At 53.0% G+C, this 17,963-nt stretch carries 28 protein-coding genes; 1 reads left to right on the top strand and 27 read right to left on the bottom strand.

The genetic code is table 11. The annotated features are described in order from the left end of the window. From ACYVJQ_RS02025 to ACYVJQ_RS01895, 27 genes are all read right to left on the bottom strand, one after another. Positions 1 to 793, bottom strand: a 793-nt coding sequence (locus ACYVJQ_RS02025) for a hypothetical protein (RefSeq protein ID WP_460891401.1), incomplete at its 3' end; no start/stop codon positions are given. Positions 794 to 816: 23 nt separating this feature from the next. Beyond that, complete coding sequence (locus tag ACYVJQ_RS02020; RefSeq protein WP_460891400.1) at positions 817 to 2,442, bottom strand: hypothetical protein; 1,626 nt, start codon at positions 2,440 to 2,442, stop codon at positions 817 to 819. Then, the gene (locus ACYVJQ_RS02015) at positions 2,442 to 2,906 is read right to left on the bottom strand and encodes a hypothetical protein (RefSeq protein ID WP_460891399.1); all 465 of its coding nucleotides are present in this window, start codon (positions 2,904 to 2,906) and stop codon (positions 2,442 to 2,444) included. Before ACYVJQ_RS02015 ends, ACYVJQ_RS02020 begins: the two co-directional genes overlap by 1 nt. Before the next feature lie 97 nt (positions 2,907 to 3,003). After that, positions 3,004 to 3,705: a hypothetical protein gene (locus ACYVJQ_RS02010; RefSeq protein ID WP_460891398.1), complete on the bottom strand. Its 702-nt coding sequence runs from the start codon at positions 3,703 to 3,705 to the stop codon at positions 3,004 to 3,006. A gap of 95 nt (positions 3,706 to 3,800) precedes the next feature. Then, on the bottom strand, positions 3,801 to 5,093 hold the full coding sequence (locus ACYVJQ_RS02005; RefSeq protein ID WP_460891397.1) for a terminase large subunit domain-containing protein: 1,293 nt from the start codon (positions 5,091 to 5,093) through the stop codon (positions 3,801 to 3,803). After that, complete coding sequence (locus ACYVJQ_RS02000; protein ID WP_460891396.1) at positions 5,068 to 5,544, bottom strand: terminase small subunit-like protein; 477 nt, start codon at positions 5,542 to 5,544, stop codon at positions 5,068 to 5,070. Before ACYVJQ_RS02000 ends, ACYVJQ_RS02005 begins: the two co-directional genes overlap by 26 nt. A gap of 48 nt (positions 5,545 to 5,592) precedes the next feature. Continuing rightward, positions 5,593 to 5,826: a hypothetical protein gene (locus tag ACYVJQ_RS01995; RefSeq protein ID WP_460891395.1), complete on the bottom strand. Its 234-nt coding sequence runs from the start codon at positions 5,824 to 5,826 to the stop codon at positions 5,593 to 5,595. Between the two features lie 26 nt (positions 5,827 to 5,852). Continuing rightward, a complete protein-coding gene (locus tag ACYVJQ_RS01990; RefSeq protein WP_460891394.1) occupies positions 5,853 to 6,125 on the bottom strand; it encodes a hypothetical protein in 273 nt (90 codons plus the stop codon). Then, a complete protein-coding gene (locus ACYVJQ_RS01985) occupies positions 6,112 to 6,489 on the bottom strand; it encodes a VRR-NUC domain-containing protein (protein WP_460891393.1) in 378 nt (125 codons plus the stop codon). The genes ACYVJQ_RS01990 and ACYVJQ_RS01985 overlap by 14 nt, the downstream gene beginning before the upstream one ends. 46 nt (positions 6,490 to 6,535) lie before the next feature. Beyond that, complete coding sequence (locus tag ACYVJQ_RS01980) at positions 6,536 to 6,793, bottom strand: hypothetical protein (protein WP_460891392.1); 258 nt, start codon at positions 6,791 to 6,793, stop codon at positions 6,536 to 6,538. Between the two features lie 12 nt (positions 6,794 to 6,805). Beyond that, positions 6,806 to 7,081 (bottom strand): hypothetical protein, encoded by a 276-nt coding sequence (locus tag ACYVJQ_RS01975; protein ID WP_460891391.1) that lies wholly within the window; start codon positions 7,079 to 7,081, stop codon positions 6,806 to 6,808. A 7-nt stretch (positions 7,082 to 7,088) separates the two neighbouring features. Then, on the bottom strand, positions 7,089 to 7,550 hold the full coding sequence (locus ACYVJQ_RS01970; RefSeq protein WP_460891390.1) for a hypothetical protein: 462 nt from the start codon (positions 7,548 to 7,550) through the stop codon (positions 7,089 to 7,091). A 4-nt stretch (positions 7,551 to 7,554) separates the two neighbouring features. Further along, positions 7,555 to 7,896: a hypothetical protein gene (locus tag ACYVJQ_RS01965; protein ID WP_460891389.1), complete on the bottom strand. Its 342-nt coding sequence runs from the start codon at positions 7,894 to 7,896 to the stop codon at positions 7,555 to 7,557. Between the two features lie 159 nt (positions 7,897 to 8,055). Beyond that, entirely contained in the window at positions 8,056 to 10,470 is a 2,415-nt protein-coding gene (locus ACYVJQ_RS01960; protein ID WP_460891388.1) for a BT4734/BF3469 family protein, read from the bottom strand. A gap of 7 nt (positions 10,471 to 10,477) precedes the next feature. Further along, positions 10,478 to 10,723, bottom strand: a complete 246-nt coding sequence (locus tag ACYVJQ_RS01955) for a hypothetical protein (protein WP_460891387.1) — start codon at positions 10,721 to 10,723, stop codon at positions 10,478 to 10,480. Beyond that, positions 10,720 to 12,114 carry a DEAD/DEAH box helicase gene (locus tag ACYVJQ_RS01950; RefSeq protein WP_460891386.1) on the bottom strand — a complete coding sequence of 465 codons (1,395 nt, stop codon included), beginning with the start codon at positions 12,112 to 12,114 and terminating at the stop codon, positions 10,720 to 10,722. Before ACYVJQ_RS01950 ends, ACYVJQ_RS01955 begins: the two co-directional genes overlap by 4 nt. Next, positions 12,107 to 12,727 carry a hypothetical protein gene (locus ACYVJQ_RS01945; protein WP_460891385.1) on the bottom strand — a complete coding sequence of 207 codons (621 nt, stop codon included), beginning with the start codon at positions 12,725 to 12,727 and terminating at the stop codon, positions 12,107 to 12,109. The genes ACYVJQ_RS01950 and ACYVJQ_RS01945 overlap by 8 nt, the downstream gene beginning before the upstream one ends. After that, positions 12,724 to 12,975 (bottom strand): hypothetical protein, encoded by a 252-nt coding sequence (locus ACYVJQ_RS01940; RefSeq protein ID WP_460891384.1) that lies wholly within the window; start codon positions 12,973 to 12,975, stop codon positions 12,724 to 12,726. Before ACYVJQ_RS01940 ends, ACYVJQ_RS01945 begins: the two co-directional genes overlap by 4 nt. A 2-nt stretch (positions 12,976 to 12,977) precedes the next feature. Continuing rightward, a complete protein-coding gene (locus ACYVJQ_RS01935) occupies positions 12,978 to 13,193 on the bottom strand; it encodes a hypothetical protein (RefSeq protein ID WP_460891383.1) in 216 nt (71 codons plus the stop codon). Further along, positions 13,186 to 13,461, bottom strand: a complete 276-nt coding sequence (locus ACYVJQ_RS01930; RefSeq protein ID WP_460891382.1) for a MazG-like family protein — start codon at positions 13,459 to 13,461, stop codon at positions 13,186 to 13,188. Before ACYVJQ_RS01930 ends, ACYVJQ_RS01935 begins: the two co-directional genes overlap by 8 nt. After that, positions 13,458 to 14,705: an AAA family ATPase gene (locus tag ACYVJQ_RS01925; RefSeq protein WP_460891381.1), complete on the bottom strand. Its 1,248-nt coding sequence runs from the start codon at positions 14,703 to 14,705 to the stop codon at positions 13,458 to 13,460. The genes ACYVJQ_RS01930 and ACYVJQ_RS01925 overlap by 4 nt, the downstream gene beginning before the upstream one ends. Positions 14,706 to 14,737: 32 nt before the next feature. Continuing rightward, positions 14,738 to 14,944: a hypothetical protein gene (locus ACYVJQ_RS01920; protein ID WP_460891380.1), complete on the bottom strand. Its 207-nt coding sequence runs from the start codon at positions 14,942 to 14,944 to the stop codon at positions 14,738 to 14,740. 1 nt (position 14,945) lies between these two features. Beyond that, positions 14,946 to 15,626 carry a hypothetical protein gene (locus tag ACYVJQ_RS01915; protein ID WP_460891379.1) on the bottom strand — a complete coding sequence of 227 codons (681 nt, stop codon included), beginning with the start codon at positions 15,624 to 15,626 and terminating at the stop codon, positions 14,946 to 14,948. Between the two features lie 188 nt (positions 15,627 to 15,814). After that, positions 15,815 to 16,120, bottom strand: a complete 306-nt coding sequence (locus ACYVJQ_RS01910; RefSeq protein ID WP_460891378.1) for a hypothetical protein — start codon at positions 16,118 to 16,120, stop codon at positions 15,815 to 15,817. 12 nt (positions 16,121 to 16,132) lie between these two features. After that, positions 16,133 to 16,435, bottom strand: a complete 303-nt coding sequence (locus ACYVJQ_RS01905; RefSeq protein ID WP_460891377.1) for a hypothetical protein — start codon at positions 16,433 to 16,435, stop codon at positions 16,133 to 16,135. 6 nt (positions 16,436 to 16,441) lie between these two features. Beyond that, positions 16,442 to 16,729, bottom strand: a complete 288-nt coding sequence (locus ACYVJQ_RS01900; RefSeq protein ID WP_460891376.1) for a hypothetical protein — start codon at positions 16,727 to 16,729, stop codon at positions 16,442 to 16,444. Between the two features lie 125 nt (positions 16,730 to 16,854). Then, entirely contained in the window at positions 16,855 to 17,100 is a 246-nt protein-coding gene (locus ACYVJQ_RS01895; protein ID WP_460891375.1) for a hypothetical protein, read from the bottom strand. Positions 17,101 to 17,214: 114 nt separating this feature from the next. Here ACYVJQ_RS01895 and ACYVJQ_RS01890 point away from each other — a divergent pair, with 114 nt between their 5' ends. Beyond that, a complete protein-coding gene (locus tag ACYVJQ_RS01890) occupies positions 17,215 to 17,925 on the top strand; it encodes a S24 family peptidase (protein WP_460891374.1) in 711 nt (236 codons plus the stop codon). Positions 17,926 to 17,963: the final 38 nt, after the last annotated feature.

Below are 17,963 nucleotides of genomic sequence, written 5' to 3'. Positions count from 1 at the left end.
CGTCCGTAGACTTGAACCCTACCACCGTGGCCCCTTGGTCAAAGCGCAAAAGGGCCATTACCCTGTTTTGGCCCATGTGCAGGACCTGGATTTCAGAGAACCCGCTTCTTTCGTGGATTTTATGGAAAGTCCACGTCTGGAAATAGTCGGTGGTCTTGATGCACCAGCCCCGGCCCGGCGAACCCGCCGTATAGCCGAACTGGAAGAACCCTATAAGGTACTCCCCCGGCGCATCCCCCTTGGTGATGGGGCCGAACGTGCTGCAAGACTGCGTGACCTCTGGCACGTTGTTGGCGCCGGGGTCGGTGAACAGGTATCTTCTAGAGCCCCAATTCAGGTTATCATCATTGGCAATCCTTAAGAAAGGCTCGGCATTCCCCGGTGTTTCCGGGGCGGTAGAAATATACCGTATGGCCACGGGGCTTTTAGAGGAGAAATACACATACTTCCCGTTGTCCATCGCGCCGCCGTAGCAGTCACTTAAATCGCGGTCAGGCTCGGTGTCAATGGTGGTTTTTTCAGAAAACGTATCCGTACTAGGGTAATAATGAAATTGCATCGTGTCACCCTTGTACATGTGGGCGTAGGAGTGCGAACCGTCCGGCTCCGTCTGGCTGATACCTTCTCTACAGATGTAGGTGATCCTATCCGCCCCGGTCTGCATGGCAAACCCGAAGGCGGTATACCTCTCCGTCTGCTGCTGCGAATAGGGCACCACGCGCACGTTTTTCGTAAAGTCACCTCCTACGGGCGCGGGCGGTTGGGAAAGGGTCGCGCTATGGCCCTTTTCCATTAGGCTTATAACAGCGCGTATCATTATGAGATTGCGTATTTAGCCATTAACTCCTCTATAACCGCCTGCTTTTCATCCTCCGTCAAAACCACTTTCAGCAGCCTGTGTTCCAACAGCATGTAGTGCGCGGAAAGCCCGGAGGATTCATAAAGCTGGAGCGTTACATTCGTGTCCGCATCCCCTACCGGGCCATCTGCCCCCTTTACCTCGTTTACATATAATTTCCCGTTGGCGGTGCCTGGGGCCCCGGCGTTGAACTCCTTCAAAAACACAAAAGGTACACCTACCTGAACCCCTACCGAGGATTCCAGTACAGTGTTGTTATCGCCCACCATGTAAGGTTTCAGACCATTCACCCCGTAGGCCATGGTGGAACAGTGCTGCATGTACCCATAGGCACGTTGCTCTAGGAGAATACAGACAGAGACAACCGTCAGCGGCTTGAAATGCGCCTCCCCGCTGTTCCATTGCAACTTATCCCCCGTCCTTATCTCAATCCCCTGGTATCCATTCAGCGCGTTAGCCACCACCTTTGGCCCCGTTCCGCTAGGGTCTACCACCAAGTCCGTGAACTCCGTAGAGGTGGCCGTTTTGTTGTTGATGGAAACTATCACCCTATCCGCCCCGGTGCCTGTAGTGGTGATATTGGCGTCCTCCATGGTGTAATCAGAGTAGTAGCGGCTGTACTCAATCCCCCCCGCTGGCGGGTTCTCCGTGGTGGTGGTGAAACCACCAGAAACCGCGTTAGGACTTTGGTTGCGGGTGCCACTGGCAACAGAGTAGGCAGTAATATTGCCCTCAATATTGCCCACCAAAATCACCCCGTTAGCAGGCACGGCCTGCGCCTGGCTTGCCCCCTCTGCTGTGATGTACCACCGGTAATCTGTCATAGGTACACCGCTGGCAGGCACCAATGTGACTGTGTTGGCGGTATCGTCAAAGGCCGTGAAGGCAGGCGCTGCCGGGGTGGTGTTGCCAGCAGGGGCCACGGTAAAGGCGGGGGAGTTGGCAACAGAAGATTCGTTTCTGCCGGTTGCGGCCTTCACCTTAAATTTCCAGTAACCGGCGGCACGCGCCACATCTCCCACGTTGATGGTCCCGGCATAGGCTACATAGGCCCCGCCGTTGGTGCTCACCACAATCTCAGAGGTACCCAGCGCATGGGAGGCGGAAAGGGTGTTGGCGGCATCATCTGCCGTTACAGTAGGGGCGGCAGGCGTAGTATTGCCGCCGCCAGTGTTAGAATTGGCAGTACTGTAGTCAGGGTAATATTTTGTCACCACCCCATTGGTGAGAATACCCACACTGGTACATACCCCAGCGGCAGGGTCAATACTTACGGCGTCACCGTTGATCATTAGGGTTCTGGCCCCTTCCTGCTGGGTGATGTTCAGGACGGCGTACATGGGTACCCGGTGCGGTGAGAAGATCAGGTTCACATTCCCACCTGCCGCCGTGATGTTGGCGGTCTGTCCCTCTTCGGTAGACCAGATGGGGTTCAGTCCAACCAAATCCTTTTGCACCCGTTCCGGACGGTTCAGGTTGAGCAGTGCCTCCAGAAGGTCTGCTATCCTGATCTTGCTGTTGGCTCCGGCCTCGGTCTCGTTTCTGATGAGCGCAATCGCCTCTATGATTTCCTGTTCTGTCATTATGCTAAGGGGGTAAACCGCGTTTTAATATCGTTTCTGTCTAACTGCTTCATGGCCTCAAAGGACACCTCCACCCGCCAGCCGTAGGAGCTGTCTGGTCCATGCTGCGAAAGGCTCAGCCAGCTGGTGGCCTTTAGCGAGTAGAGCACCTCCTCCATTCTGAGTATCTCAATGAACTCATCGGCGTACTGCTTGGTCTCATTGAGCAAGGCCCGCTCTGACCTGGTGCCGGGCTGGGTGCCCTGCTGCTGAGGCAGCACCAGAAAGAGCAAGGCAGTAGAGTAGCCGGCAAGGCCCGGGTTGGTTTCGCTCACCTCCATTTCGGCTTCCATAAACAGGTGCGGGTAGACGGTGTTGCCGCCCAGCCCCTGCTCATCACTGAAGCCAAAGGCGAAGGAAGCCACCGGCGCATAGCGGTCGGCCACCCCTTCCAGGTAGGCGATTACGTCTTCAAGGGTTTGCATTGGCAGTCGTAAGGGTTTGCATATAGGGGTAATGCAGAAGGGCGGGTTTATTACAGTTTTGCCTGGGAGTTATTTTTCATCTCCCACTCCATGGCCTCTAGGACTTCTCCAGCGTTGCGCGTGCGGAGCGTATAAATTTCCGTACCAACCACCTTGCAGTGCGCAAAGAGCGCGTCGGTGAAGGTCCAGCCAGAGTTGTTTCCAGTTCCCGCATCGTCTGCAGCGCCTGACTTCGGTGCCGGGAATACATGGCGATGTGCGCGGCGTGTCTCGCTGAGCTGGTCAAAAAAAAAGACAGCGCCCCCCAGGCGGTGGACATGGGCAGTGCGGCGAAGGTCTCAGCGGCCTGGGCTACGGTGGCGGCGTCCTGCACGGTGCCCTGCTCTTTGTAGAGCACCGCCAGCAGCATCGGCGCGGCGCTGAGCGGGTCACCTTCGGCGGTTTCTAGGAAGGAGAGCAGCGCCTCAAACTGGCCGGCGTCTACCCTGTCCAGATTCCCCACGTGGTCATAGAGCCGGCCTTCATGCGAGAAGAACGGCAGCGGCGAAGGGTCCGGGAGTTGGCCGAGCCAAGGCATCTGTTCCATGATGGGTAGCATGAGCGATACGTCTGCGCTCAATATCTCTGAGGGTAGCTCGGTCAGGCAGGAGACTAAGAGGATTCCTTCCATGCCAGCGGGCTTGCCTTTGATGGCGGTGTGATAATTGACCCAGGCAGCGAGCGGCACCTCGTGCCAGCCGGTGGGCAGGCGGCCGGTGATCTTGGCGCCTTCGGAATCGGTGAGGGTGATGGTCTTCATAGATTTGAGGTATTTTATTTGGCCTGTTTTTCAGAAAACAGCTATCATTTATTTGGCCTGTTTTTTATAAAACAGCCTAAATAATTTCCCTTGGGTTATGCGTAGCCGAATGATGATGTAGTAAGCTCAAAGTATTCGCGCATCATGAGCGCATCTGAGATGTCAGGTGAGCGACCCAGAATCTCCTTCACCTTGTCTTTAGGCATCACTGCCTTTTTAGTGTCCTTATCCATTTTGTATTGCTTCACCTGCTCCATCTCCTCAATTAGCTTTTCCCGAATGGCAGGGTCTGGGCATTCAACGAAGACCTCTGAGCGCTGAACCCGCTCTGCCAGTTTGTAGTAGCACTGGCTCTTGAGGTTGACATAGTTCTCACCCTTCAGCGCCTTAGATCCGTTCAGGAAACCCTTACACTTGAGGATGTCTTTGACACCGCCACCTACTCCGTCTTCATCGACAACAATTTGCGATAGCGGTACACTATGCTGTTTTGCCATCTGTCTAACAGCGTCAGCAACTTCAGGGACGCTTGCACCTTTAAGCACCTGTATTGATACAACACGAAAACCACTCCAAAGCAGAAGGACCGAGCTATCAGCTCCAAAGCGAGCAATGTCGCCAGTGATGTATTTCTTACCAGGTAGCACAAAATCGTTAGTGAAGCAATCAATAATCTTCTCATAGTCCATCAGTTTAGCGGGGTCGTTCTCGTACTCCCAGTTGCCGAAGAGCAGCCTTTCCTTGCTGGCCTTATCCAGTGTGAGCAGGTTCTCCCGGTAGTGCTTTGACACGTAGGGGTTGTCAGACAGGAGCGACTGCACAAACTTCTTGAAGGGCTCCAGAAGCTTCTCTTTGGCCGGCTTGTAGAAGTAGGTATAGACCCAGGTCTTGGCCGGGTTGCAGCTGCCCATCAGCTTTGGGATAAGCCCGAACTCATCCAGCTTGTAGCGTATGCGGGACTTCACGATCTGCCATGCCTTCTGCACTATCTGGTTGCACTCATCCACAAAACCGCCGGTGATCTCCAGTGAGCCGAGGCTGTCAAAGTTGGGGTCACTGGGGTAGAGGAACAGGTCCTTCAGAATGATCTGGCTGCCGTTGGTGAAGTAGATGATGTTGTCCTGCTGGTTATAGCGGTAGACGGCGGTAGACACGCCCTGAAGCTTGCAAATCTCAAAGAAGGTGTTGAGCGTCGTTTCCTTCAGACTCTTGAGCTTGGAGCGTCCCATGAGCCAGCGGGTGCCCGGGTAACGCAGGCAATTCTTCAAAAGCCAATAGCAGCCAAGGGCACTCTTGCCCCCGCCTGCCCCACCGCCATACAGCAGCTCTGTGGTCACTTGGTCTTCCAGAATATCCAGCGCCCTAGTCTGCTTTATCGTCAGCCTCATAGGTGCGCTCTTCTTTCCAGGTGATGTTCACGCCGCCGTCAATATTGACCTGCTGCTGATTGCCATATTTCTTAGGCAGCAACTTTGAGGCAACCCACTTGCGCGCATCAATTTTGATTTTGCTGCGTTCAATCGCGCCGCTGTTTGACACCGCATCTCTGGAGTTGTCGTCGGCGATATCCACAATCTCATCGGCGAGTAGCTCAGCCTGCACTTCGCGCGCACGCGTGTACTGCTCCAGAAAGTCTTTGTGAGAAGGTGAGGCCAGCCAACTGCAAACTGAGGAAAGGCAAGGCATGCCATCAATTTCGCATATTTTCCTGAGACTCATACCCTCCATGAGTAGGGAGCAAATGATTGTGGCCAACTCCGTACTATACAGAGTTGGCCTTCCCATTGCTACTTCTTCATGGCTGCTTTCTTTAGGTTGGTCGCTTGCTTGTGACTTCATAGGATGTGAAGCTACCAAGGTAAAAGGGCCGGGTTACGAAAATTCCCCTTAGTTTTTTCGGGGGTGTTTCTGCAGTTCCGGGTGACGCTCAATGAACCGTTCCAGGGACTTGGTGGAACGGTTGAGCTTGGCGGCTACCTGGTGGGCGCGGTACCACCCATGGGTGTAGTTGGCCAGGATGAAGCGGTAGTCTGCCATGGTGAAGGCCATGCGGGTCTTGATGGCACGCGAGAGTCTCACGTGCAGCAGCTGGGGTGCTGCCGGTAGTAGAGCTAATTGCATATCGTAAGGGTTGGATGGTGGTGGTGTTAGGCGGCGGCGAGCTGGCGCTCGGTAGGTTGGGGGCGGCGGGATTGGATAAGCTGCAGTATGTGGGCAAGGTGCCGGGCGTCGCTGTCCCACTTGCGGACGGTCCAGAGGTAGTTGGCGGCCTCCTGGGGCGTGATGGCGAAGTAGTGGTAGAGTGGAGAGCGGAAAAGCCTTTCGGTGTCTTGAAGGGCAGCGGCCACCCGGCGTACCTTGCTTTTGGAATACTGGTTTATCAATGCCTGAAACTCCTGGGAGGGCCTAAGTGGTTCCATGCGGTAGTGACAGGTATTCATAGATGAGCATGCGGAACTGTTCCTCAGTGGTGACGACCTCCACCCGGTAACCCTGGGCCTGCAGCTGAGGGATTACTTTCTTCTGGCTGTCAGAAAGGTTCTGGCCCGGGCGCTTGAACTCCACGTACAGACCGTGCCAGCCACCACGTGGAACAGCCAGGTAGGTATCTGGGATTCCAGCGGTGAGGCCCATTGCCGTGTCAGTGGCAGCGGTGGCCTTGTGCTTGTGGCCGTCGTTTTTGTTTTGGTAGAAGAGGTCGCGCAATTCGCGGTAGGTGTTCTTAAACCAAACAACGCTGGCTGACTGGATGCGGGCTTCTGAGATGCGGATGGTAGATTCCATGAGGTAAGTAAAAATTAGGCCTTTAGACCTATTTTAAAATCATTAGTTAAAAATCAAACTTTGTGTGTCTGAGCCCTTTTATCTCATTTTCCGGTTTAAATCGTTCATCACGAATACAGCGAATTAAACCATGATGCAATAGTTTCTTGGTTGTTTCACCTCCTACAACCATACACTTCTGCCCATACACACATCCATCATTTTGTAAAACTTTGACCCATATCTGGCGGGCTTTATTGAGGTGAATAACGGTCACCTTATAAACCGCCCCTACTTCTATTTCAGGCTTAGTTTCTGCTTCCATAATCATTAGGTTTTAGTAGATGGTGGCACCGTTTACAACATGGTCAAGCAAATCATACTTAGTTTCAAACTCATCACCTTCCATGTTGTCAATGGTCTTGAGAACCCAAACCCCCATATGTGAGTCGTAATAAAAATCAATCAGGTCTGGTCTATGCTGCTCCTGTAATTCGGTCAGTTCCTGTTCATGAGATTCAATACAACCTTGTTTGAATAGGGTCTTGTTTTTGCCCTTTAGCTTCTGATATTGAAGCCTCGCTTTTTCTATTTCTTCTGCTGAGTGTTCCATTTTATCATTAGTTTATTGTTGCACACGAAATCGTTTCCTTCCTCTTTCTGGGCGCCCTTTGGGGTTTGGGCTGGGCTGTTTTCAGAATGGTGTCCTGAATTTTCATAAGCTCTTCCAGGGCCTTGGGGGAAAGGGAGTCCAGGGCGGCGGCCTGCTCTTTGATGAGGTTCCCCAGTTTCTCCTGCCCCCGGTTGATCACCGCCACGGCCCGGTTCACTTCAGCCAGGAAGATCACCTTCTTATTCTTGGGCAGTTTCTCCCACAGACCTTCGGGCAGCGCATCCACGGCTTGCTGCTCATGGATGGCCATGAGATTGATTTCCTGATTGGCCAGTTGGAAGAGCGGGTTCAACCCGTCTATGGTGGCCGCCATTACCTGGATGGCACGGGTGGCAGCGGGTGACAATTGGCGGCGTATGTGGTTCTGTACCACCTCGGTAGCTGCGTTTCTAATGGATTCGTTGTTCATGGTATTAAACGGTTTTACTGAGTAAGGCTAATTTCATATCTACCTGGTGTCTGGCTTCTTCCATTGCCGTCTTTCGTTTCTGGAAGAGAATAGAGGGAGAGAAGGCAGTGTGAATTTTGAAGAACTGTTCCTCTGCGTGCCTCATCTTTCTGAGCAGCTCCTGTAGACTACCCGTGTCAACGTCTTTGGCAACCCAGCGCAAGGCACTGTCAATGGAGGCGGTGGTATTCAGAATATTCTTAACCAATCCGTCTGGCCGCTTGCCCGGGGTCTGGTGGTGACGTTGTAAGACCCTTAATTCTGCCGCTTTTTGAATAAGGTAAAGCTCTAATTCTAAGGGGCTCATGTTTGAAAATGCTTTTGCCATAGTGGTAAATGTTTGAGGTTGTTGCGTCCAAGTGTCCAAGTTTATCCTAACCCCCCTGCTTATTCTTATTATTTATACTTTTCTAATACAACACATATAGGAGAAGTACAAAAAATAAAAAGGAATAAACGGGAAGGGTTAAACTTGGACACTTGGACGTTTGAATGTGAAAAAGTACTGGTCTTTGTCTACACCAAGGGTTCTATTCTTGCGCTCTTCGTACCCTAATCCGGTTAAGCTGGCGTAAGCCTTCAGCCATCTGGAGAAGCGTACCTGGGTGATTTGCTTGGTGTCAAAACCATAGGTGCCGATGAAGCTGTCATACTCCAGTTTCTTGGAGTACTCAAAGTCGCGGGTCAGCTCATCGCAGAACTGGGCGAACTCCGTATTGGTGGCCTGCAGCAGCTTGCGCCGTTGAAGGTTGATGGGCGCGGCGGCCTTGAGCCCCTTGGTGAGGAAGAGCTTGGTGCAGCCCAGCATGAGGTTGTCAAAGGTGTTCCAGTCGGCCTCGGTCCAGTCGTTGAAGAACTCGTGGCCGAACTCATCTACCGGCGAACGCTCGCGGGAGTAGTAAGGCGCAATCTCCACCTCAAACTTGCGGCGGGCGTTGCTGTCACCCTCCCCGCCTACCATGTCATTGGTGGCCAGGCCTATCTTGGCGCTGCGCTGGTACGGGATGGAAACGGCGCCCAGGTACATCTTGTGCACCTTCATCTCCCCGGTGGCCATCACGAAGAGGCGGTCAAAGGAAAGGCGCTTGCCGTCCCAGTCGTCAAAGAAGACCACCCGGGTAGACTCGCCTACTTCCTGCATGGCGAACCGGTCCTTGAAGTCAATGTTCTTGCCGTCCAGGCGCACCATCTCCCGCATGTGGCCGATGGCCTCAAACACCAGAGACTTACCGGTACCGCCGCTGGGCACGTCACTGATGGCCTCATCTACCAGGCAGATCACCTTGGGGTTGGCCGGGGCCTTGTACCCATGGAGCAGGTAACCGATGGAGGTGAGCAGGGTGACCAGGCGCTCAGGGTCTTCGCCGGAGATGTTGAAGAGGAACCGGTAAAAGTCGCACTCATCATTCACCTCGTCGGCGTCCATGAGGTTGAACTCCCGCTGCACGATCTGCTTTTCCCAGATGAGCCCAGGCAGGCAGGAGTAGTCACGCAGCACCATGCCGGCCTTAGTCACCTCCACGTAGCCGTTGGCAAAGAAGAAGTAAGCCGTGGCCTTGGTGTCTCTGAGGAAGTTGTCCGGCAGCTCCCTTAAGAACTCCAGCATGCCTTCATCGAAGAACTGGCGGTGCTCCCGTTGCACCTGGTCAATGAGCTGGGAGCGGAAGACGTGGTCAAACTCAAAGGGCAGCTCATTGAGGTAGCCCATCACATAGTCTTTGATCTCAGCTCTTGTGACTTCGGTCACCACGTTGTGCTGCACGCGCACGGTGGTGTAGCCGCGGCCGGCCTTGAACTTGCGGAACCCAGCCTCTTCCAGAAAGGCCATGTACTTGACGCGGGAGAGTACCAACTTGTAGGTAGCCTTCTCCTCATTGATGTCCACGTGCCAGAAGGCCTGAATGGTATGCTCTTTCTCAGAATAGATCTCGGCCACGGCCTGGGCAATGGCAGGCGTGTTGCCGCCGGTGGCCACCACTAAACGGGAGGTAACAATGTCCTGACTGTCATGGTCACGCTTGCCCACCCGCACCACGTACTCTAAAGGCTCTGGCAGGATGGGTTTCTTCTGGCCGTCGCGCACCGCTACCGTAATCGTGCGAATCGCTTCCTTCATGGACTCCACGTTGCCGCGGGAAGCGATGGCACCTTCCAGCGCCTGAATGACTTCATGTTCCTGCAACAGGCCCGTAGCCACATAGCCCCCGCAAAGAAAGGCCATGGTGTTAAGGGTCTTGTGCTTGAATCCATCGGGTGCTTCCAGCACTTTTCTTACAGCGGTGTGCAGGGCGGCGTGGCCGTAGCTGGCCGGTACGGTAGGGGCCGGGTAAGAAGCCGGGGCGCTCTTCTTCTTCTCAGGCGTGTATACCTCGGTAAAGATCTCACTTTCAGGATTGAGGTACAGGTTAGGGTCATAGGACACAAAGCGCGGGCGGCTCACGTCCGGCAGGCTGTCAATGGTGACGCCGTACTTGGTAAGGTAGTAGCGCTGCAAAGCCCGGAAGCTGCCGTTGTGGTTGGTGCCAGGGATGCGCACAATGGTGAAGAAGCCATCACCGCCGGCAGAGACTACGCAGGCAAAGGTGTAGGGGTCAACGGCCACCTCTTCCATTTTGGAAAGGTCGTGGTCAATGTCCAGTGCCACCAGACCGCTGTGCTCCAGCAGGCCCTTCTCGTTTCGCGTGGAGAAGGTACCGGACACGGTGAAGTAAGGCAGCAGCTTTTTAAGGGCCCGGCGCTCGGTTACGGTTTCAACGGCCCGCACCGCCTCTACCTGGTCTTTCCAACGGCCGTTGCGGATTCCCTCCAGCACGGCAGTGATGTCGGCAGAGGTACCGTTGGTGACTTCGGCTATGTTCTTATATAGGGATACGGTGGTCATAGTCATTTCAAAAGGGCGGTGTGGTGTCTTTGAATAAAGAAGACTGCATTCCAGCTTTATCTATCTTCTTCCCGTCTTTGTAATATTTGGCATTGATCTCTAGGAATTTCACCCACATCTCTTTGCGTTCCTCAAAGCTTCCTTTGAAGTCGGCCCAAGCAGCAAAGGCATTCCATGCTTCAGGTGGTTGCCCTTCTGGCCGTGGCCGGTTCTTAAATGGGCCTGAGTGTATTTTCTTAATTGGTGCACTCATGCTGCCACCTTCTCTTTCTGCTTCTGCTGCCAGAGCCAGACGAAGCCTTTCTTGTAACCTCTAATCTCAGCCACTTCCTGCAGCTCTTCCTTTGTCATGTCCATATAAGACTTGCGCAGGTGGTCCGGCAGCGGGATCTTGATCTTGGCACCTTTGGGCAGGAAGTCGTCCAGCTCCATGAACTCAGCCTTGGGCAGCTCCCGCTCGGTGATGTGCAGGGTGAACTGGTGGTCGCACTCCTTGCAGTGGCGGGCGCCCACGTGCTGGATAAAGAAGCATTGGGGGCATTCCTTCACCGGGGCCGCCTGCTGGGCCTTCTTCTTGGGCACGTCTTCCAGCGTGTACTCATCGGGTGCATCTACCGGGCCGTGGTTCCAGACATTGCCGCCGTGGTCTAAGACCGTGCAATGACGCTTGCCCGGGGCTGGCCTTAAACCGCGGCCCACCATCTGCAGGTAGAGTGATTTGGATTTGGTGGAGCGGTTCAGGATCACGGTCTCAATGGCCGGTAAGTCAAAACCCTCGGTCAGGATGTTCACGTTGCAGAGCACCTGGTATTTGCCATCTCTAAAGGCGGCCAGAATCTTGTTGCGCTCTACTGGCGAGGTCTCCCCGTCCACGTGGGCGCAGGAGATGCCGGCAGACAGGAACCGGTCCCGCATGCTCTCAGAGTGCTTCACGTCCACGTTGAACACAATGGCCTTGGTGCCGGGGGCGAAGGAGTTGTATTTCTCAACCACCTCATCATAGAGCTCGGCCTTGTCAAACTTCATGTGCATCTGGTGCACGTCATAGTCACCGCCCTTGGTGGCCACGTCACTCATGTCTTTGGGCACGCCGATGTAGCGGGCGGGCACCAGGTGCCCCTGCTCGGTCAGCTCACCCAGGGAGATGGGCGCCACAATGTTGGTGTAGCCCACAGAGCCGAGACCTTTACCGTCCAGGCGGTAAGGCGTGGCGGTGAGGCCCACAATAAAGGCATTGGGGTACTGGTCCAGAATCTTCTTGAAGCTACCGCTGGTGGAGTGGTGGCACTCATCTACCACAATCACTGTGGCATGGGGCAGCTCCCGTTTGATGAGGGTCTGCACAGAGGCCACGTTCACGGCGCGGTCTTTCCGGTGTTTCCACCCCGCCATAATGACGCCGGGGTGGATGCCGAATGAGTGCAGCCGGTTCTTGGCCTGGTCTACCAATTCCTTGCGGTGGGCCATGAAGAGCACGTGATTGCCTTTGGCCGTGGTGTTGTGGATCATCTGCCCGGCCACCGTGGTCTTGCCGGCACCGGTGGGCAGCACCAGGAGCTGGGCGCGGTGACCGTCCAGAATGCCCTGGTTCAGAAGCGCCAGGGCATTGAGCTGGTAGTCGCGGAGTTGGGGGAGGTTACTCACCTGAACCTCCTGTTCTATTTAAAGCAGAAAGCCCCTGGGCTCTGGCTGCAACTAAGTCAGACATAGCTTCATTGCTGCCACCTGTGTCTGGGTGGGCTGTCTTTGCCTTCTCCCTGAATGCCTCGTTTATTTGGAAAGCATTGGCATTCCGCGAAATCCCAAGAGTTTCCCACCATTCTGGTTTCCTTGTTTCTCCAGAAACAGGCAGAGCCTTGAAGCCAGAGAAAGCAGTATTGAAGGCACCAGCGCCGCCGTGGCGCTCAATCGTTCTTAAAGCTTCCACCACGTACTGCACTGCCCGGATATTCTCAGCAACGGTTAAGTACTCATCACATGGGATTACCCGTTGCTCGCCTTTCAGAATAAAGTAAACAGCAACCCCACTGTCTTTAGGCTCTTTGAAGCTGGAGTAAGGCGTGTTGTCTTTTTTCGCAGGGGCGTTTGAACTTATGACAACCCCTTTTGCTTTCCACATCTCAAGCTCAGACAAAAGGCCTTGGGTGGCTTTTGCAACAGTTAGTGAATACAAATCAAAGCGGCTCTTCCTTTGAACACTGGTTCGCTTATGGCCTAATGGCCACTGCAACGGATATGCTTGTATTTCATCTATCATACCGCTACCACCTCCTTTACCTCTTCGCAATAGTCCATAGAGCAGAAGCCGCCGAAGCACACTTCAAAGGGTTGCTCCTGAGTGTGGTTGCGCAGGATGCCCAGCACCTTCTCATCCCATTTGCCGTTGTGCATGACCACCACCCCGGCGTAGTAGCTTACCCCTTCCGGATGCACGCGCACCTTCTTAGCTTCCATGCGCTCAGCGGTTTCGCGGGTTTTGGTTTCGTTAAATCTAAACTGTGGCATGGCTAGAAGAGGGGTATTTGGTTGGTGGGTGCTGGTTCCGGTTCTATCAGTCTGTCAACCTGGGCCTCGTGAATCTTGGCAGCTTTCAGGTTTTCGTTGGTGCGGTACTGGAAGTAGGTCTTTTGGGCCGCCCGCATCAAGCGGACGGCTTCAAGTAACCTGTGGCCTTTGGCGGCTTCCACTACAGAGTTGGCGGCCTGTGTTTGGAAACTATTCATTGCTGGCCTCCTTTCTATCTAAAGCTTCAACCATGGCCACTGCCACTGCGGCAACTTGAATTAGTTCTTCTCTATAGTTTGCCCAGTTATTTGAACTAGCATAACCAGTGAAATGAGCCTCTACAGCGGCTTTGGAAACTTCCCCAAACTCTTCACCAAGGATTGCAACCCATTCTAAAGGGTGGTGATTTTGTTCGCTAAACTTTGCGTCCTGCCGCTCACGTTCTGTTTTGACCTCAGCTAAGACATTATCTAGTTGCTCTCTCATGCTGCCACCTCCTCTCTCACTTCCTCACTCACCACAATCTGCATGCCTTCGCCGTCGCGCTGCACCATCTCCACAAACAGCTGCACCCCGTTGTTGGCGGCCCAGACTTCCACCTCAGCCAGTGACTTGTTGTCCAGAAGGCTACCGTCAAAGCGGGCAATCTTCACGTCTTTCATCAGGGCCAGGTTGATCTGCAGACCGGCAATGATTTGCTGGGCGGTGTTCTGCTGGGCTTTCTCAAAGGGCAGACCGTTCAGATACAAGCCTTCATCGTCAAAGGTCAGGCCCGGTACCGGCAGGGCGGCGGCGGCGATCTCCTCTTTCTTGGTGCGCTCAATGTTGGCCAGCTGCTCATTGAGGGTGGCTTGCTGCACCTCTGCGGCTTTCAGTTTGTCCACTTCGGCCAGAGCTTTCAGGGTGATATCTACCTGGGCGTTGTGCTCAATGGCTCCGTCAAACTGGGCCTTAATGGCAGATGTGTCCACTGGGGGGTTGTCATTCAGGTGGCGAGCAGCTAGGTAGATCTTGCCTTCGTTTTCCAGAATCTCGGCGTTGTTCTGCTCTATTTGTCTGAGCAAAGCTTCATTGTTAGCTTTTAGATTAGCATTCACTGCCTCCCGCCCTTGCTTGCGTTGCTCTATATCAGCCAATCCACGGTTGAAAGCATTAGCCTGCTCCAGCTCAGCAGTCAGGGCAATAAGATCAATACGCTCAGTCTTGCTACCATCCCACTTCATGGAATCCACCACGGCGCCAATCTCTTTTACCTGGCGGTTCACATAGGTGCGCTCATCAAACAGGCGCTTGTACTCAGCGTCCAGGTCTGAGAAGTCAATGCCGATAAGGGATTTGATAAACTCCACCTTCTTCTTAGGCGTCATGGCGAAGAAGCCGTTCAGGTCAAAGTCCAGCACACCTATCTTGGCGTCCAGCATGGTGCGGGGCGTCTTGTAGATCATGCCATCAGGCGAGGTGAGGGTAAGGTTCAGCTTCTCGCTTTTGGCGTTGAAGCCCGCCTCTACTATCAGTTCGCCCAGGTTGATCTTCACCTTGCCGTTGGTGGCACCTTCCTTGGTGAGCTTGCTGGGTAGGTCCTGGCCGGTGAGCACCTTGAAGATGGCGTCCAGCAGGGAAGACTTGCCGGCGGCGTTAGGCCCCAGCACATACACGTTGCGGCCGCGGCAGTCAATGGATTCCTGGCCAATGGCCTTGAAGTTCTTTATTTCTACAGATTCTACTTTCATGGGATTATTGATTTGGGTAGGGTGGTATGGGGCTAATTCAATTCACTATTGAAGTTGTACACAATGCGTCCGGCTTGCAGGTTGGCACCTACCACATGGTCTTTCTGCCATGTCTGGGTGGTGGGGTCATAGGTGAATCCTTTGGCGCTGAGCTGCTTTTTGATTCCTCCCGAGGGAGAGAAAGGGAACCGGATTTCCACCCGGTCCTTTTCTTTGTTGACATTGCTAGTGGCCTCCATATTAGAAAGGCAAATCTCCTTCGTCTAAGACCACGGGCCGGCCGGCGTTAGATTGAGCGGCGGCCGGTGCGGCCACAGGTGGCGCAGGGGTAGTTGCGGGAGCCGCGGCGGGCGCTGGTGCAGCCGCTCCCACAGCTGAGGGGGCTTGTTGCGGGGCTGTATTAGAGAAAACATCTGCACCAGGAATGAAGAGGGCCTCTAAGTCAATAGGCGTTGCCATGAAAGCAGCCTTCACATCTTCTGTTACAGGCTGGTGAGGAACCGGATTCACTGAGTAGGTGGTTTTGTCGCCAACTACAGTCTTCAGGATCTTCACGTCATAGGCTTTAGGGTTGCCCCAGTCCTTGTCGCGGCTCAGCTCAGCAATTCTATTTTGAAGTGTGGCCTGGGCAATCTGACAAACTTCCATTTGGCCCGTATTATAGTTGTAGACTTTCAGTGCCCAGAAGTGCTTCACTCTCTCTTCACGTCCTTTTGTGTCTGTCAGACGCATGTCGGCGGGTTTGCCTTTGGGTTGGTCCTTCAGCCTAACCGGCTTGTTTGATGTATTCCAATATTCGTAACCAAAAGCAGGATTTGAGAGAATGCGTAGCCTGGTCTCACCGGTTTCGAACTTGGTGTACTTGCCTGAACTTGCTGCGGGTGCCTGGTAATCTGCGGGTAAGAATGAATCTTGAGACATAGTAATTTGGAATTTGGATTATTGATTTGGCGTTATTGCCTACTTTTGAACTGGATTATTGATTTGGGTTAGGGCCTTGCGCTAGCTCAAATTGAGGGGTGCTGTCGTAAGGGGGCGCCCTTCGGCTTTTAGGGCCCGCACCTTGGCAGATAGTTGCTTGGTGCTGCAGCGGATAGAGAAGGTCTTCATCAGGCAGCGACTCTTTGGTGGGCGGTGCGCAGTGTGCTTACCTTCTCTTTGAAGCGCTCAAACACTTCGTCTTCCTGCTTCAGGTCTCCCATGATGCACACGCTGTCGGCGTGGTGAATATCATTGGTGGTCTGGCCCGGCTTACGGTAGTAGGCCTGCACGCAGAGCATGGCGTCAGACACGCCGTCATGGTTGGTGGTCACCATGGCAGAGGCCACGGCATGGATGAGGTTGTCAGCCTTGGCGATGGCGTAGGCGCGTTCGCTGAGGTCAAAGGCGGTAGGGATGTACTCTAACTGTAACATGGCATCTTTCGGTTAAAGGGCGATTCTTAAATGGGAAATGCTTGGGGTGGATAACTGCTTGCTCTCGTTGTAGTCCAGCAGGGACTGGTGGTCATAGACTACCTTTCTGCCCTTCTTGCCAAACTTGATCAGCGTACCGGGCCGGGCTCTTTCGTTCTCCAGGCCCCGGCGTGACAGTCTGATTATCTCCATGGCCTCTTCGGTGTCTACATCCTTTCTGGCCAGCTTCTTCAGGATCTGGATTTCCCGATGCAGCTCCCTTATCATGGCCACGATGGGCTCAAATTCTTCTTGGGTGATTACTTGTGCGGCCATGGCGGTCTATTTAAGCATGAGGAATGGCGTCACTTCCAGGGTGACAGAGTACAGGTAGCCCACCTTCACCAGCAGATCCATGATCTCAGAGCGGGTCATGTGGCTTTTCTCTTTGGCTACCGCAATCACCACATCGGTTACTTCCCGCTGCACATGGTCAATCATCTCTTCCCCGTTGCGGGGGCAGGGAGGGTTGGTCCAGGCGTAGTTGATGATGGCGGTGTTTAGCTTGGCGGTGAACTCATTCACCAATAGCTGGTTGTGGTGCTCGCAGCGGACGGGCTGGACGAACATAGTTGTTCTGGGTTGGAGTAAAGTTTGTGGCATCTTTCTCAGAAATTTTATGGTGGATTATTGATTTTTGGTAACCTTGCTTTTTATATAGCGTTAAGAGAATATCTGCGGCGTCCTGCCGCTTATTAGGCGCAGAGCAATCGCTGCTCTAACTCTTTCTGTTCCGCCTCTTCCTTCTCCTTTTTTGCTTTTGTTTCTGCGGCCAGTTTGAGGGCTTCCTTGTAGATCGGGTGATCCTTATCCTCTGAGTTCACCACGGTATAAATCATCTGCCGCACCTTATACCCGAGACGCTTTCTTAATATCTCCCCGTAGTTTGCGGGCATCATATCCCGCAATCGTACTCTGCTTGTATTGGTGACTTGTTTCATACAGTTTGATATTTGATGTATATTTGTTTACTACCGATTTGATATTACAAACATACGTCAAATTTGAAACATAAGTCAAGTTTTACACTTCATATTTGATACATTATTTTACAAATGCCTATAAATCAGCGAATAAAAATTCTCATAGATGAGCTAGATATGAACCCAAACTCCTTTGGACATGCCATTGGAGTGCCTGTCCCTACCATGAGAAGGGTCTATAATGACAAGAATATACCTGGAGCTGACATTGTAGAGAAGATTCTGGATACATTTCCTTCCATTTCAGCGGAATGGCTATTGAGGGGAAAGGGCGAGCACGTCATAAATGACGCATCAATTACGAATGAATCAGCAACTACTATAAGTAATGACTTCGGAATGAAGTCCGACAAAAGACAGGAAGACCAAACTATTCCATTATATAATATAACAGCAGCAGCAGGACTCGTGAGCTTATTTAATTCTTCTAAGAATATTATCGATTATATTAAAATACCTAATCTCCCTAAATGTGATGGAGCTATCCATGTAGCTGGGGATAGTATGTACCCTCTTCTTAAAAATGGAGACATAGTAGCCTTTAAGCAGGTGGCAGACCGTGAAGGGATGTTCTTTGGCGAGATGTATGTGTTAGATGTATTGTTCCCAGGTGACCCAGATCCTATCACAACAGTCAAGTTTGTGCAGAAGTCAGAAAAGGGAGAAGAATATATCAAATTGGTAAGCCAGAACCAATACCATGCGGAGAAGGAAATCCATTGGAATCAGGTGAAGGCTATTGGATTAGTCAAAGCAAGTATAAGGATTAACAGCATATCCTAGGGACCTAAGGAAAACCACTCAAAACAATAATAAAATCT

The sequence above is a fragment of the Rufibacter soli genome (assembly GCF_054781795.1).
The sequence above is the reverse complement of the archived record's forward strand: the minus strand, read 5'-3'. Positions and strand labels throughout refer to the sequence as shown.